The 15,074-nt window shown below is 45.0% G+C and carries 10 protein-coding genes, 1 tRNA gene and 2 rRNA genes (1 of these 13 cut by a window edge); 4 read left to right on the forward strand and 9 right to left on the reverse strand.

The window, feature by feature from the left end; genetic code table 11:
• From ACZ49W_RS08155 to ACZ49W_RS08165, 3 genes are all read right to left on the reverse strand, one after another.
• Window positions 1-1,653, reverse strand: a 23S ribosomal RNA gene (locus tag ACZ49W_RS08155) (it extends 1,246 nt beyond the left edge of the window).
• A gap of 120 nt (window positions 1,654-1,773) precedes the next feature.
• Window positions 1,774-1,846 (reverse strand) — tRNA-Ala (locus ACZ49W_RS08160).
• 65 nt (window positions 1,847-1,911) lie between these two features.
• Window positions 1,912-3,459 (reverse strand): 16S ribosomal RNA (locus tag ACZ49W_RS08165).
• Together the 16S and 23S rRNA genes with 1 tRNA gene alongside form the textbook arrangement of a ribosomal RNA operon.
• Window positions 3,460-4,268: 809 nt before the next feature.
• Between ACZ49W_RS08165 and ACZ49W_RS08170 the strand changes: the two genes are divergently transcribed.
• Complete coding sequence (locus tag ACZ49W_RS08170) at window positions 4,269-5,225, forward strand: LacI family DNA-binding transcriptional regulator (protein WP_464814790.1); 957 nt, start codon at window positions 4,269-4,271, stop codon at window positions 5,223-5,225.
• 38 nt (window positions 5,226-5,263) lie between these two features.
• On the opposite strand, the gene ytpR is transcribed toward ACZ49W_RS08170, so the two are convergent.
• The 5 genes from ytpR to ACZ49W_RS08195 all read right to left on the reverse strand — a co-directional run bounded on the left by ytpR (window position 5,264) and on the right by ACZ49W_RS08195 (window position 11,147).
• Window positions 5,264-5,890: a YtpR family tRNA-binding protein gene (ytpR, locus tag ACZ49W_RS08175; RefSeq protein WP_464814791.1), complete on the reverse strand. Its 627-nt coding sequence runs from the start codon at window positions 5,888-5,890 to the stop codon at window positions 5,264-5,266.
• Window positions 5,887-6,189, reverse strand: a complete 303-nt coding sequence (locus ACZ49W_RS08180; RefSeq protein ID WP_464814792.1) for a DUF4651 domain-containing protein — start codon at window positions 6,187-6,189, stop codon at window positions 5,887-5,889. Before ACZ49W_RS08180 ends, ytpR begins: the two co-directional genes overlap by 4 nt.
• Window positions 6,190-6,271: 82 nt before the next feature.
• On the reverse strand, window positions 6,272-8,290 hold the full coding sequence (locus ACZ49W_RS08185) for a bifunctional metallophosphatase/5'-nucleotidase (protein WP_464814793.1): 2,019 nt from the start codon (window positions 8,288-8,290) through the stop codon (window positions 6,272-6,274).
• A gap of 131 nt (window positions 8,291-8,421) precedes the next feature.
• Entirely contained in the window at window positions 8,422-9,738 is a 1,317-nt protein-coding gene (locus ACZ49W_RS08190) for an FAD-containing oxidoreductase (protein WP_464814794.1), read from the reverse strand.
• A gap of 62 nt (window positions 9,739-9,800) precedes the next feature.
• Entirely contained in the window at window positions 9,801-11,147 is a 1,347-nt protein-coding gene (locus tag ACZ49W_RS08195) for an MATE family efflux transporter (protein ID WP_464814795.1), read from the reverse strand.
• 151 nt (window positions 11,148-11,298) lie between these two features.
• On the opposite strand from ACZ49W_RS08195, the gene ACZ49W_RS08200 reads away from it, so the two are divergent.
• From ACZ49W_RS08200 to ACZ49W_RS08210, 3 genes are all read left to right on the forward strand, one after another.
• Window positions 11,299-11,817 carry a TetR/AcrR family transcriptional regulator gene (locus ACZ49W_RS08200; RefSeq protein ID WP_464814796.1) on the forward strand — a complete coding sequence of 173 codons (519 nt, stop codon included), beginning with the start codon at window positions 11,299-11,301 and terminating at the stop codon, window positions 11,815-11,817.
• A gap of 71 nt (window positions 11,818-11,888) precedes the next feature.
• Window positions 11,889-12,950, forward strand: a complete 1,062-nt coding sequence (gene pepA / locus ACZ49W_RS08205) for a glutamyl aminopeptidase (protein WP_464814797.1) — start codon at window positions 11,889-11,891, stop codon at window positions 12,948-12,950.
• Between the two features lie 74 nt (window positions 12,951-13,024).
• A protein-coding gene (locus ACZ49W_RS08210) for an IS3 family transposase (protein ID WP_464814798.1) occupies window positions 13,025-14,367 on the forward strand; the annotation gives its coding sequence in 2 pieces (ribosomal slippage) (window positions 13,025-13,475 and window positions 13,475-14,367; 1,344 coding nt in all).
• Between the two features lie 53 nt (window positions 14,368-14,420).
• On the opposite strand, the gene ACZ49W_RS08215 is transcribed toward ACZ49W_RS08210, so the two are convergent.
• Window positions 14,421-15,074: a CPBP family intramembrane glutamic endopeptidase gene (locus tag ACZ49W_RS08215; protein WP_464814799.1), complete on the reverse strand. Its 654-nt coding sequence runs from the start codon at window positions 15,072-15,074 to the stop codon at window positions 14,421-14,423.

Below are 15,074 nucleotides of genomic sequence, written 5' to 3' on the forward strand. Positions count from 1 at the left end.
GACTACCTGTGTCGGTTTGCGGTACGGGTAGAGTATGATACAACGCTAGAAGCTTTTCTTGGCAGCGTGACATCACTCACTTCGCTACTAAACTTCGCTCCCCATCATAGCTCAAGGTTATAGGTACAAGCATTTAACTCATACCACCCCTCACTATTTAGACGTGCTCTTCCAATCGCACGCTTGAGTTAGCCTTCTGCGTCACTCCATCACTTCATACTCTAGTACAGGAATATCAACCTGTTGGCCATCGGATACACCTTTCGGTCTCTCCTTAGGTCCCGACTAACCCAGGGCGGACGAGCCTTCCCCTGGAAACCTTAGTCTTACGGTGGATGGGATTCTCACCCATCTTTCGCTACTCATACCGGCATTCTCACTTCTATGCGTTCCAGCGCTCCTCACGGTACACCTTCACCACACATAGAACGCTCTCCTACCATACCATAAAGGTATCCACAGCTTCGGTAAATTGTTTTAGCCCCGGTACATTTTCGGCGCAGGGTCACTCGACTAGTGAGCTATTACGCACTCTTTGAATGAATAGCTGCTTCTAAGCTAACATCCTAGTTGTCTGTGCAACCCCACATCCTTTTCCACTTAACAATTATTTTGGGACCTTAGCTGGTGGTCTGGGCTGTTTCCCTTTCGACTACGGATCTTAGCACTCGCAGTCTGACTGCCGACCATAATTCTTTGGCATTCGGAGTTTATCTGAGATTGGTAATCCGAGATGGACCCCTCACCCAAACAGTGCTCTACCTCCAAGAATCTTAATGTCGACGCTAGCCCTAAAGCTATTTCGGAGAGAACCAGCTATCTCCAAGTTCGTTTGGAATTTCTCCGCTACCCACAAGTCATCCAAGCACTTTTCAACGTGCCCTGGTTCGGTCCTCCAGTGCGTCTTACCGCACCTTCAACCTGCTCATGGGTAGGTCACATGGTTTCGGGTCTATAACATGATACTAACTCGCCCTTTTCAGACTCGGTTTCCCTACGGCTCCGCTTCTTCCACTTAACCTCGCATCATATCATAACTCGCCGGTTCATTCTACAAAAGGCACGCTCTCACCCATTAACGGGCTCGAACTTCTTGTAGGCACACGGTTTCAGGTTCTATTTCACTCCCCTCCCGGGGTGCTTTTCACCTTTCCCTCACGGTACTGGTTCACTATCGGTCACTAGGGAGTATTTAGGGTTGGGAGATGGTCCTCCCAGATTCCGACGGGATTCCTCGTGTCCCGCCGTACTCAGGATTCTGCTAGGTATAAAGACTATTTCGAATACGAGGCTTTTACTCTCTTTGGCTCATCTTCCCAGATGATTCTTCTATATTCTTTAAGTCCACATCGCAGTCCTACAACCCCGAAGTGTAAACACTTCGGTTTGCCCTCCTGCCGTTTCGCTCGCCGCTACTCAGGCAATCGCTTTTGCTTTCTCTTCCTGCAGCTACTTAGATGTTTCAGTTCACTGCGTCTTCCCTCCTCTACCCTTAACAGGTAGGGATAACAGGCATAACCTGTTGGGTTCCCCCATTCGGACATCTCTGGATCAGCGCTTACTTACAGCTCCCCAAAGCATTTCGTTGTTCGTCACGTCCTTCATCGGCTCCTAGTGCCAAGGCATCCACCGTGCGCCCTTACTAACTTAACCTTATTTTTTGACTCTACTCTTAAGTCTCGTATTACAGCGTTTCGGTTTATTTTCTTGTTACTATTTGATATAGATATTCAATTTTCAATGGACTAAACTTAGGATAACAAATGTACCCTATGGAGCCTAGCGGGATCGAACCGCTGACCTCCTGCGTGCAAAGCAGGCGCTCTCCCAGCTGAGCTAAGGCCCCACAAGACCTCTCAAAACTAAATAAGAACCAAGTAAATCCGTTCCAGTATCTCTACTGTTCCTTAGAAAGGAGGTGATCCAGCCGCACCTTCCGATACGGCTACCTTGTTACGACTTCACCCCAATCATCTATCCCACCTTAGGCGGCTGGCTCCTTACGGTTACCTCACCGACTTCGGGTGTTACAAACTCTCGTGGTGTGACGGGCGGTGTGTACAAGGCCCGGGAACGTATTCACCGCGGCGTGCTGATCCGCGATTACTAGCGATTCCGACTTCATGTAGGCGAGTTGCAGCCTACAATCCGAACTGAGACTGGCTTTAAGAGATTAGCTTGCCGTCACCGACTCGCAACTCGTTGTACCAGCCATTGTAGCACGTGTGTAGCCCAGGTCATAAGGGGCATGATGATTTGACGTCATCCCCACCTTCCTCCGGTTTATTACCGGCAGTCTCGCTAGAGTGCCCAACTTAATGATGGCAACTAACAATAGGGGTTGCGCTCGTTGCGGGACTTAACCCAACATCTCACGACACGAGCTGACGACAACCATGCACCACCTGTCACCTCTGCTCCGAAGAGAAAGCCTATCTCTAGGCCGGTCAGAGGGATGTCAAGACCTGGTAAGGTTCTTCGCGTTGCTTCGAATTAAACCACATGCTCCACCGCTTGTGCGGGCCCCCGTCAATTCCTTTGAGTTTCAACCTTGCGGTCGTACTCCCCAGGCGGAGTGCTTATTGCGTTAGCTACGGCACTAAGCCCCGGATAGGGCCTAACACCTAGCACTCATCGTTTACGGCGTGGACTACCAGGGTATCTAATCCTGTTCGCTACCCACGCTTTCGAGCCTCAGCGTCAGTTACAGACCAGAGAGCCGCTTTCGCCACCGGTGTTCCTCCATATATCTACGCATTTCACCGCTACACATGGAATTCCACTCTCCCCTTCTGCACTCAAGTCCCGCAGTTTCCAAAGCGTACTATGGTTAAGCCACAGCCTTTTACTTCAGACTTACGAAACCGCCTGCGCTCGCTTTACGCCCAATAAATCCGGATAACGCTCGGGACCTACGTATTACCGCGGCTGCTGGCACGTAGTTAGCCGTCCCTTTCTGGTAAGTTACCGTCATAGTGTGAGCTTTCCACTCTCACACCCGTTCTTCGCTTACAACAGAGCTTTACGAACCGAAGTCCTTCTTCACTCACGCGGCGTTGCTCGGTCAGGGTTGCCCCCATTGCCGAAGATTCCCTACTGCTGCCTCCCGTAGGAGTCTGGGCCGTGTCTCAGTCCCAGTGTGGCCGATCGCCCTCTCAGGTCGGCTATGTATCGTCGCCTTGGTAGGCCTTTACCCTACCAACTAGCTAATACAACGCAGGTCCATCTCTTAGTGACGCTCTTGCGCCTTTCAAACCTATGCCATGCAGCATAAGCTGTTATGCGGTATTAGCTATCGTTTCCAATAGTTATCCCCCGCTAAGAGGTAGGTTACCTACGCGTTACTCACCCGTTCGCAACTCATTAGAGAGAAGCAAGCTCCTCTCCTCTGCGTTCTACTTGCATGTATTAGGCACGCCGCCAGCGTTCATCCTGAGCCAGGATCAAACTCTCGTTTAAATCTTACTCATGCTATTGCTAGCTTTTTCTTTATTGACGGGTTACTTCGTGTAACCCTTACTTGGTTGTTTCTTATTTAGTTCTCAAAGGTCTTTTGCGCTCTCTCAAGCGACAACTACTATATTCTAGCAAACTTCAGCACAACTGTCAATACCTTTTTTAAACTTTTTTTACTTTTTTTCTCTGCCTCTCAAAAACCTTAGAACAAATGGGATTTAAGCAGGAGCCTCAAAGCTCACAATATAAAAAACAGCCTTGCGGCTGCCATCGTCAGAATTTTACAAGGATAAAGAGCTTATGGAATGGATAGTTTTATCTTCCTATTAAACGGCTAGTTGGAAAATGAAGAACTGATCCTGAAATTCAACCACTAAAACGGCACATTAGTAGATGAAATCCCTTCTTATTTTCAAGTGTTCCTTTAAAGTAAGAATAAGGTGGAGGTTAGGGAAGGCTGGCTTCCATATTGATTTTCTAATGACTTTTTCGGCAGAAAGTCATCAGAATACCTTAGTCCAACGGCAAAAACACTTGCTCTAATCTTGTAAAAATAATTACCAAGGTGAGAAAATAAACTGAAATATAAACTTAATCTAAGGATTAAATAGTTCCCAATTTTTTCCTTTCTCCCTTAGCCATCTTTAGTTTAGCATGTGCAACCGGTTTCACGTCAAGCTTTTTGCTCAACTTTTTTTATTTTTTTATAGCAATTTTTATCATTATTGTCATCTAAATGATAAAATAGAATAAATAGCTATCGTTTGCTACTTTTATTTATTCTATTTTTGTTATTTTGAGAAAAAGATACTATGATCACAATCAATGACTTGGCTAGACTTTCTGGCTATTCCAAATCCACTGTTTCGCGGGCTTTAAGAGGAAATACGCGTATTTCTAAAGAAACACGCGAATATATTCAAGAACTAGCTAGAAAACATCAATATATTCCTAACCAAAAGGCGGTTAGTCTTAGTACGGGAAAATCTTATACTCTAGGAATCCAGATTCCTTATGTTAACTACAATAGCTTTTACGATCAACTGATTTATGGGATTTTAGGCGAAGCCAGTCGGCAAGGCTATCAGTGTTTGCTCCTTCCCACACATTATCAGAAAGAAAAGGAAGAGGACTGTTTGAAATTGCTTGCTGCAAAAGAAATAGATGGTCTCATCATCACTTCCTGTACTATGGCTCACAGCACCGAAATTCTTAGCACTTATGAGACAGAACGCCCGATTGTGACCATGGAAAAAATCGCAGATCACCTCTCAAGCGTGGGACTTAGTCGGCTGGTTGGTTATGACTATTTGCTCCGTTTATGTAAGGAAAAAGGCTACAAGCGGGTTATTTTATGCTTTAGCCGTGATTTGGTGCGGAGTCGGACTTCAAGGCTCATTGTCCAAAAGGTGCAAGAGCTCTATCCTGCAACAAGGCTAAATGATATCATCGGTAATTGCAGGCACTATATGGACGGAAAACGTGTGGCGTTTGAATGTCAAAATATCCAGCCATCAACCGCTATCTTAGCCACGAGCGACGAAGTGGCGGCAGGAATCCTAGCGGGTTATAAAGAGTTGGGGATCGAGCCGCCTTTGGTTATCGGACAAGAGAATCAACCCATCAGTGATTGCCTCAATATCCCTAGTCTGGATTTTCATCTCAACCGAGCTGGTCGAACGGCTGTTTCTCTCGCTTTATCCGAGCATGTGCAGCACCAAACGATTCCTTACACCTTCTACCCAAGAACCTTTGACCAAAGTCATTAAGACCATACAAAAAAACAGTTTGGAAGTTCCAAACTGTTTTAAACTGTCCAGTGTTTTTCTGGTGAAAAGGCTTCGCCCACTTGTGCATCAGCCTCTAGCTCAATAATACCGCGCTTTTGAGGGGCATTTGGAAGGGCTAATTCACGGGGTGAACACATCATGCCAAAACTCTTAACCCCACGCAACTCTCCTGGAAAGATGAGGTTGCCCTTTGGCATCATGGCACCAGGAAGAGCAACGATGGTTTTTAAGCCAACTCTAGCATTAGGTGCGCCTGCTACAATTTGAAGAAGCTCTTCTTCTCCTACTCTGACCTGACAGATATTAAGGTGATCACTATCTGGGTGAGGGGTAAGTTCAACAATCTCACCGACGACAAATTTTGGCTGCTCATCATAGACCAAACTTGGTTCAAAGCCTTCTTTGGCTAGCAAGTCATTTAAAAGAGCGATGTCAGCAGCGGTTAGGCTCACCTGACCTTGACCTTCTAAATTTAAAAGACTAGAGACTTCAAAAATGTTCCAAGCCAAGGTTTCTCCCGTCGCTTGGTCATAGACACGCGCCACTTGTCCTTTTCTTTCTACTGATTTTTTAGCAGCATCATGGTCTGCTACGATAAGCATGAGGACATCGCCTACATGGGCTTTGTTATAAGTACTAATCACTGATTTTCTCCTTTATGGTTTACTTCTTCATACCAAAAATCACCCTCATAATAGGTAAACTGGTACTCACGGCCATCTTCCATGACGAGTCCTCCTTGTGTCGCCTCGTCTTGTTCTTGGTCTTGTCTAAGATAGAGGACCTGAATGGTACCTTTTTGGCTGAAATAAGCACGTAATTCGGCAATCATTAGGGCTTTTTGACGATGATTTTCTTTGCTTTTCACCAGATAAGCCAAAGCACCTGCCCCCAAAGACAAGGCACCTAGCAAACCTAATCCTAGCTGTTTTCTTTGTTTCACATGTGCTATTTTACCATATCTGCTAGATTTTCGCTACTTGTAAAAGAATGAGAAAAGACGAGAAAGACCCGTCTTGTTCTATCTATTTTTGAGTCGTCTTGCGTCTAGCTCCCGTTAAGGCAAGCCCCATACTCAATAGACCAAGTGAAAGGAGGATAGAGCTGTCTTCTCCTGTCGCTGGAAGTTTATCTTGATTTGAGGTTGTTTCTGACGACCTTGAATCGGCTACTTTTGAAGTAAATTCTTCTGATGGACGGGTAATCTTTGAAAGATGGTTTGGCTCGTGAGTGAAAGAAAGTGGCTCTTGTGATGGCGTAGAAGGAAGCTGGTCAAGGGCTGGTCCTGTTTCTTTTGGTGGTTGAGGAGTGTTGCTGTCAGCATCCTCTTTCACATACATTTTTCTACCTTCTACTTGGGCACTGATTTTCTCTCCTTTTTCAGTGAGATTTTTCAAATACTGAACAAAAACTTCGGTATCTGGGTCAATCGCTCCAATGAGCTTGGTTTTTGGAAACACGCTAAAGCCATCTCCTCCACCGTAAAGAAAGTCGTTCACCACAGCTGTATAAGTGGCTTTGGGATCTAGAGGTTGACCATCTGCTGTGTAAACACGGTTGACTTGATAAGAGATGCCTTGGTCATTTGGCTGCGCATCCGTATAAGTGTAGGTGAGACCAGACACTTGAAGGAAGTATTTTTCTTCCTCATCATACTGTTGGTTGAGCACATCAATCACTTGTTGACCCGTCATTTGAACGATTTGGAGGATATTACCAAAAGGTTGAACGGCTTGGGCAGCGCCCCAAGTGATGCTGCCATCTGCAGTCACCGCCAAGTCTGCTCGAATACCGCCATTATTGGTAAAGGCAAAATCCACATCATAGCCCGATGCTTTAGCCATAGCACGTTGGGCGTCTGTCACCAAATTACCTACTGGAGACTCCTTGCTAGCAGAAACCTCTCTGGTAATGGTCTCGTGTGTCAATGACTCACCCAATTTTGAATCCGTCACTTGCTTGGCAAGACGTGTCGCCTCATCGACAAGCGCTTTAACCTTTGGATTTTCCGCCAAATCCTTGGTAACAGGAACGATTTGGGCACTTGGTGTGGCTTTGAAATCCTGTAAATCCGTATCATAGACCCCGCGCACATCAGCATAAGCCTTACCTTGTGAGAGGGCTTGAACGATGCGTGTGTGTTCTAACAGTCCATTGGTGTAAACATGATTATGACCAGCAAAGACCACATCAACGCTATTGTCTGGGTCTAACTGATTAACTTTTTTCATCATCTCAGCTGCCCAATAATCTGCTTGATCGTCCTTACTGGTAGAAGGCACATGCGCTAGGACAACAATAGCATGCACTCCTTGGTCACGCAGTTCTTTGGCGTACTTGACAATAGTCTCGGCTTCATCCAGATACTGGTAATCTTGATGATTTTTCTTGAGCACCAGATTTGGGATTTCTGTCGTCACCACACCGACAAAACCAATCTTAACAGGCTGCTGATTCACCAAAGTTTCCTTAACGGCATAAGGTTTCCAATCAAATGGAATCTGACCATTTTGATCCACCACATTGGCAATGACCAATTGCATATTGGATTTTTCGTGAGGATAAGCGTCCACAATAGGATAGAATTTACCAGCTTCTGGGGCTTCTCCCGCTAAAATCCGGTGAAACTCTGCTAGGCTCTCGTCAAATTCGTGGTTCCCCAAGGTACCGTATTCAAACTGCATTTCATTAAAAATGCGGACAGTCGGCTCGTCCTGCAAGAGAGCGGAGTTGGCAGGGCTTGCGCCAACCATATCGCCTGCCTGCACGCGAATGCTTTCGCCAGTCGGATTTTCAGATAAAAAGGATTGGCTGGCTTGATCCAAGGCAGTTGCTAGCTTGGCAGCTCCACCTGTATCTGTGATTTTGCCTTCTGGCATGACAGCTGTTCCGCCTTTACTGAGGGCGCCGTGAAAATCATTGACCCCAAGCAGTTGGATAGGAACCTCATCGGCCAGAACTGAGCTAGACGAAAACCAAACACCTAGACCAACAAGACTGGTCATTCCCAAACTCATGGCAATGCGATGCTTTTTAGCAGACATGATTTTACCTCTTATTTTTTAATTTCTTTTCCTTTCTATCCTATCAAAAGCTTCTCGGTCTTGTCAATATCGTCTTTCGGATTTTACGATAAAAATAAAAAATCAGCTAGGAATTCTAGCTGATTTTAAGATTAAAAGACGAACAAATCGTTCAAGTTTTCAGCCAAAGTTGGGTGAGAGAAGATTTGCTTGGTGAAGTAGGTGTATGGAATCTTGTTATCCATGGCAACGGTGATGATGTTGATCATCTCTTGTGCCCCTTCGGCAAAGAGGGTCACACCAAGAATTTCCTTGGTTTCAGTGTTGACCACAGCTTTAAAGGCACCTCTGAGATCAGCGTTGACGTGGGCACGTGGCATACCAGCCACCAACATTTCCTTAGCAGCATAAGGAAGTCCCTTGTCTGCTGCTTCTTTTTCGGTGAGACCGATTTGGGCAAGTGGTGGGTTGAGGAACATAGTGGTTGGCACGTTCTTACGATCTTCAAGCGTGTAGCTGCCATCGCCTTCAAGGTAGCTATAAACCACACGCGCATCGTCAAGTGAGATATAGGTGAATTGAAGACCACCATTGACATCTCCCACTGCAAAGACACCCGGAACAGTGGTTTCACAGTGCTTGTCAACGACGATAGCCCCACGATCGGTCACTTCAATGCCAGTTGCTTCAAGATTAAGGGGAGCTGTGTTTGGTTTACGTCCAGTTGAATAAAGAAGGGCATCAAAGCGGTATTCGCCATCTTCGGTCACCACCACAACTTCTTCACCATCATTTTTGATTTCTGTAGTGTGAACGCCGAGGTGAATGGTAATGCCATCTTCTTCAAGGTATTGCTTAGCAAGAGCTGCAATTGAGCTTTCTGCACGTGGCAAGAAAACAGGCAGAGCATCAAGAACAGTGACTTTGCTACCAAGTTTGTTGTAAAGCCCTGCAAATTCCAAGCCGATATTACCGCCACCAAGGACACCTAAACGTTTTGGAAGTTCTTCTAAGCGTTGGATGCCTGTGGAATCATAGACATTTTTGCTGGTCGCAAGTCCTGGAATCGGAATCGTGTTGGTAACTGCACCTGTGTTAATGATGATGGTTTCTGCAGTCAACTCTTGCTTGTCATCACCTGCAACAGCTTCAATGACCTTGTCTGAAACAAAGCGCGCTTCAGCATCAATAACATCAACCGTTGCTTCTTTCAAGCCGTTATAGTTCTTGGCGTTAAGACGCTTGACAACGGCATTTTTTTCAGCCATGGCTTCCTCAAAAGACAAGTTTTTCTCTGCGGCAACAAGCAGCGTCTTGGTTGGAATACAACCGATGTTGATACAAGTTCCGCCGTAAAGCTCTTTGCTGCGTTCCACAAGAGCCACTTTTTTGCCGGCTTTAGCGAGTTTGGCTGCAAGGGTTTTTCCTGCTTTACCAAATCCAACTACAATCACGTCATAGGTTAACATAATGCTTTCCTCCTTTTGATACTTCCATTTTAGCACAATGAAAAAGAAAGCGCTGACTTCTGCTACGGCGTTTTTTTCTTCCAGAAAAAGAAGAAAGATGGAACAGAGGAAAGTGAAGGGCTGGATTTTTGTTTAAAACGCATTCCCAGAAAAAGCGAGCGTAAGAAGAGATCGATCCCAATCGCTAGCCAGACTCCGAAAAGCCCTAGACCTAAGACCTTTCCGAAAAGCAGAACACCTACAACCCGAATGCCCCACATTCCCATCATGGTGCTGTAAAGTGGCGACTTGGTATCGCCTAGCCCCTGCAAGGCGCCTGCTAAAATCAGACTAAGTGCTAGAAAAGGTTGAATAAAAGCATCAACTCTAAGTGCCACAGTCACCTGATGTATGGCTTCTAAATCAGCGGTGAATAAGGAAGCAAAAAAGGGGCTAGCAAAGTAGAGGACCACACCAAATACCGACATGACACAAACACCGTAAATTAGCGCCAAATAGGCACTGCGCCTTACCATGATCCAATCTTTTTTCCCAAAAGCCCTTGCCACCAAAATACTAGCAGCACTCGAAAGACCGTAAGCGGGCATATAAGTGAAAGACTCGATACTGCCTGCAATCATGTGAGCCGCAAAGACCTTAGCTCCCAAGGCTAGAATAAAGCCAAAGTAAAAAATCTGTCCAAAGCGCATGACAAAGCGCTCTAAAGCAGCTGGAATCACCCGTCGAATCAAGTTGAAATCCCAATTTGCTTGCCTAAAGACCTCTCGCCAAGAAATCGATATTGGACTTTTCTTCAGCGCCCTGTAAAGGAGAAAAGTCCCAACAGCGCGCGATAAGACGGTCCCAAGAGCTGTTCCGAGTAAGCCCCAGTGAAAGCCAAAAATAAACAGAGCATCTAAACCGATATTGATGACATTGACCCACATCGCCACTCTTAAAGGTGTTTGACTATCTTGGTTGCTACGTAAGAAACTAGAAAATAAAACCATCAAGCCCATAAAAACGCCAAAACCTGCCACAACCACAAGAAAGAGATAAGCCTGCTCTTGCACTTCTCCTTTTCCTCCCATCACCCCCAATAAAGGATAACCAAAAAGAAGCAGACACACAGCAAGAAACACCGCACAAACGAGGGTCAACCGTGTCGCTTGATGAGCACTTCTACGAGCAACAGAAGTCTCTTTTGCCCCTAAGCTTTGAGCAATAAAGGAAGTCGCCCCAATACTAATGGCTATAAAAAGGGCTAAAATAACTGCTAAGACAGCATTGGCAAGCCCAACAGCAGTCACACTCACAAGACCTAACTGGGCAATCATCAAGGTGTCTAAAAAACCAACCGAAGTTTCAAGAACATACTCCAAGGTCGTAGGAATCGCTAGACCAAGGATTTCTTTTTTCAAATCAGGCATCAATCCTGTCCTTTCTCATCTTTTGGGTTATAATAAAAGAAACCCTTTTTTCTTCTTAGTATAGGAGAAAAGACATTCAAAAAACAGACGCAATTTTACTCTAGTGTTACTTATGGAACACCTAGAGCCATTTGTACCAAAAGGAGAGGGCATGGATCGACGTAGCAGAAAAACTAAGCAAGCCATCTTATCCGCTTTTTACCAGCTCTTAGCTGAAAAAGCTTATGAAAAAATTACGGTTCAAGACATTATTAAGCAGGCAGATATTGGACGAACGACTTTTTATAGTCATTTTGAAACCAAGGATTTTCTTCTAGAAGCCATTTGCGAGGATTTATTTCATCACATTTTTGATGATTTGACCAAGGAAAACAAAGACCAGACCCTGCTTCATTTGCTCAAGCATTTTCAGGAAAATAAGGACAAGATTACGACCCTGCTGCTTTCAGACAATCCCTTATTTTTACGCTACTTGACCCCTTATCTGACCCAGCATGTCTGTCCTTTATTTCTTTTGACCAAGCGCTTTAACCACCCTTCTCTACCGCAAGAACTCGCCATTTTATCCATTAACACCACCTTTATCAGTACGCTCAAATGGTGGTTAACCAAGGCAACAAACCGCAGCAAAGAAGAAGTGATGGGCGATCTTTACACCTTGCTTGGCTAGTTGAAATGGGCTTTTTTTCTGAATTTATCGTATAATGAAAGTATATCCCATCGCTATAAAAGGAGGTTAAGATGGATTTATTTGCTAAAATCAAAGAAGTCACAGAACTACAAGCCATATCTGGTCATGAGGGACCTGTGCGCTCTTATCTCAGGGACAAGATGACCCCGCTAGTTGACGAGGTCAAAACAGATGGCCTTGGCGGCATCTGGGGAATTCGTGATAACCAAGAAACAGATGCCCCAACCATCCTCGTCGGTGCCCACATGGACGAGGTCGGCTTTATGGTCAGCCATATCGAAGCTAACGGTACTCTTCGCGTAGTGGAGATTGGAGGCTGGAACCCTCTTACCATCAGCGCGCAACGCTTCACCCTCTACACTAGAGAGGGCGCTCATATCCCTGTTATTTCAGGTGCTGTGCCACCTCACTTCCTGCGGGGCGCAGGAGGACAAAGTCTTCCAAGTGCAGGCGACATCGTTTTTGACGCTGGTTTTACCGATAAGGAAGAAGCAGAGAGCTTTGGCGTTAGACCAGGTGATGTCATCATCCCTTGGTCAGAGACCATCCTTTCTGCGAATAAACGCCATATCATGGGAAAGAGCTGGGACAACCGTTATGGTGTTCTCATGGTGGCTGAACTCCTCGAGCACCTCAAGGGGCAAGACCTTCCCAATCGCTTGGTTGCCGGTGCCAACGTCCAAGAAGAGGTTGGACTGCGTGGGGCTAAGGTTTCTGCCAATCTCTTTGACCCTGAACTCTTCTTTGCGGTGGATTGTTCCCCAGCAGGAGATGTCTATGGCAATCAAGGCAAGGTCGGGGATGGAACCCTCATTCGCTTCTATGATCCAGGGCATTTGATGCTACCAAATATGAAGGACTTCCTCCTCACCACAGCTGAAGAAGCTGGCATCAAGTATCAATACTACTGCGCCAAAGGTGGCACAGATGCGGGTGCTGCCCACATGCAAAACAAGGGCATCCCATCAACAACCATCGGCGTTTGCGCACGCTACATCCATACTCACCAAACCCTCTATGCCATGGATGATTTCCTCGAAGCCCAAGCCTTCCTCCAAGCCATTGTTAAAAAACTTGACCGCTCAACGGTGGATACCATCACCACTTACTAAAAGAAAAAGCGTTTGGAAAATGAACTGCACCCCAAAAGTTAGACACAAAATCTAACGATTGGGGGGCTTTTCTTATGAAATTAAGTTATGAAGATAAACGAGGTATATACAAGTTGAGAAAGAGAGGTGTATCATGGCCTCAGATCAGTCAGCGATATGAAGTCTGTCCTTCCAATCTCAAGTACATGGTTAAACTCATGGATAAATATGGTGTTGAGATTGTTGAAAAGGGTAAAAATCGGTATTATTCACCCGAATTAAAGCAGGAAATAATGGATAAAGTCTTGATTCATGGTTGCTCTCAACTCTCAGTTTCCCTTGATTATGCCTTGCCAAATCGAGGGATGCTCCCAAATTGGATAGCCAAATACAAGAAAAACGGTTATACTATTCTTGAAAAACCAAGAGGGAGACCACCAAAGATGGGACGTAAACCAAAAAAGACTTTGGACCAAATGACAGAGTTAGAACGACTAAAACATGAAAATGAATACCTTAGAGCGGAGAATGCTGTGCTAAAAAAGCTGAGAGAATACCGCTTGAGGGACGAAGCAAAGCGCAAAGAGCAACAGAAATCATTCAAGCATTAACGAATCAGTTTTCCCTAGAGACGCTACTCGAAATCCTTGATTTGCCACGCTTCACCTATTACTATCAAGTGAAGCGACTGGCTAAGCCAGATAAGGAGAAAACTATCAAGGATGAAATACAATCTATTTATGATGACCATAAAGGTAATTACGGCTATCGTCGGATTCATTTAGAATTACGAAATCGTGGCTTTATCATCAATCACAAAAAGGTGCAGCGCTTGATGAAAGAGTTAGGCTTGACCGCTCGTATTCGTCGTAAGCGCAAGTATTCTTCTTATAAAGGTGAGGTTGGTAAGAAGTCTGATAATCTGATTAAACGTCAATTCGAAGGCTCTAAACCTTACGAGAAGGGCTATACCGATGTGACGGAGTTTGCCTTACCTGAAGGGAAACTTTATCTCTCCCCTGTTCTTGATGGCTATAACAGTGAGATTATTGATTTTACCCTATCTCGCTCCCCTGACTTGAAACAGATTAAAACCATGCTTGAGAAGGTTTTTCCAGCAGATTCATATAGCGGAACCATTCTTCACAGCGATCAAGGCTGGCAATACCAGCACCAGTCTTATCATCACTTTTTGAAAACCAAAGGAATTCGTTCCTCTATGTCTCGCAAGGGAAATAGTCCAGATAATGGGATGATGGAGTCCTTCTTTGGCATTCTCAAATCTGAAATGTTTTATGGATTTGAGAAGTCTTATCAATCCCTTGATGACCTTGAGCAAGCTATCACAGATTACATTTTTTACTACAACAACAAACGAATCAAAGCAAAACTAAAAGGACTTAGTCCTGTGGGGTACAGAACTAAATCCTTTAGATAAATAAAATGTCCAACTTTTGGGGGTCAGTACAACATTTCCAAACGCTTTTTCTTTTAAAGATGGTTCATTAACAAAGCCAAAAAACCGATAGCATTGTTGAGCATGTGAAGGCTAAGGCTAATGGACAAACGATCATAGCGGTAGTAAATCCACCCAAAAATCGCTGCCATCCCTCCATACAAGATCCAACTGCCAAAATTGGTCGGACTATGCACCAAAGCAAAGAGAAGGCCACCAACGACAAATCCAATTTTTTCATAACCTTTGAAAACGCCCTTTGGGATAATGTAGCGGAAAATGACCTCTTCATACAAGGGAGCCACAATCACAATGAACAAAAAGAGAAAGGCAGGTGATAAGGCATCAAAGAGACTAGCGATATTCGCTTGATTTTGAGCGATTTTCCCGCCTTCAAAGAGCATGACGAGGTTACCCACCATATTGATCCCAAACAGGATCAACTGCCCCATCGCGACAATGAACCAATTTGAGGGTTTCAAAAAATCAGATCGGCTAAACAGTTTCTCTCGTCTTACAAACCAAATGACAAGAAACAAAACCAATAGTCCTAGCCCCCAAGAGATAAGCTGCTGAGGAAGAGTCAAATATCCCTTTGCCCCAAAAACCACAGTCGCGTAGCCCATGGCCAGCTGATCCAGAATGAACAATACAATCGCAAGTCCCATCCATTTTAAACGTGATAACAT

The organism is Streptococcus sp. STR1/CE/0325 (assembly GCF_055386095.1).

Coding starts and splice junctions, on each gene's coding strand:
- ACZ49W_RS08200 (WP_464814796.1), top strand. CDS start 11,299: ATGGATCGACGTAGCAGAAAAACTAAGCAAGCCATCTTATCCGCTTTT.
- ACZ49W_RS08185 (WP_464814793.1), bottom strand. CDS start 8,290: ATGTCTGCTAAAAAGCATCGCATTGCCATGAGTTTGGGAATGACCAGT.
- ACZ49W_RS08190 (WP_464814794.1), bottom strand. CDS start 9,738: ATGTTAACCTATGACGTGATTGTAGTTGGATTTGGTAAAGCAGGAAAA.
- pepA (WP_464814797.1), top strand. CDS start 11,889: ATGGATTTATTTGCTAAAATCAAAGAAGTCACAGAACTACAAGCCATA.
- ACZ49W_RS08215 (WP_464814799.1), bottom strand. CDS start 15,074: ATGTTATCACGTTTAAAATGGATGGGACTTGCGATTGTATTGTTCATT.
- ACZ49W_RS08170 (WP_464814790.1), top strand. CDS start 4,269: ATGATCACAATCAATGACTTGGCTAGACTTTCTGGCTATTCCAAATCC.
- ACZ49W_RS08195 (WP_464814795.1), bottom strand. CDS start 11,147: ATGCCTGATTTGAAAAAAGAAATCCTTGGTCTAGCGATTCCTACGACC.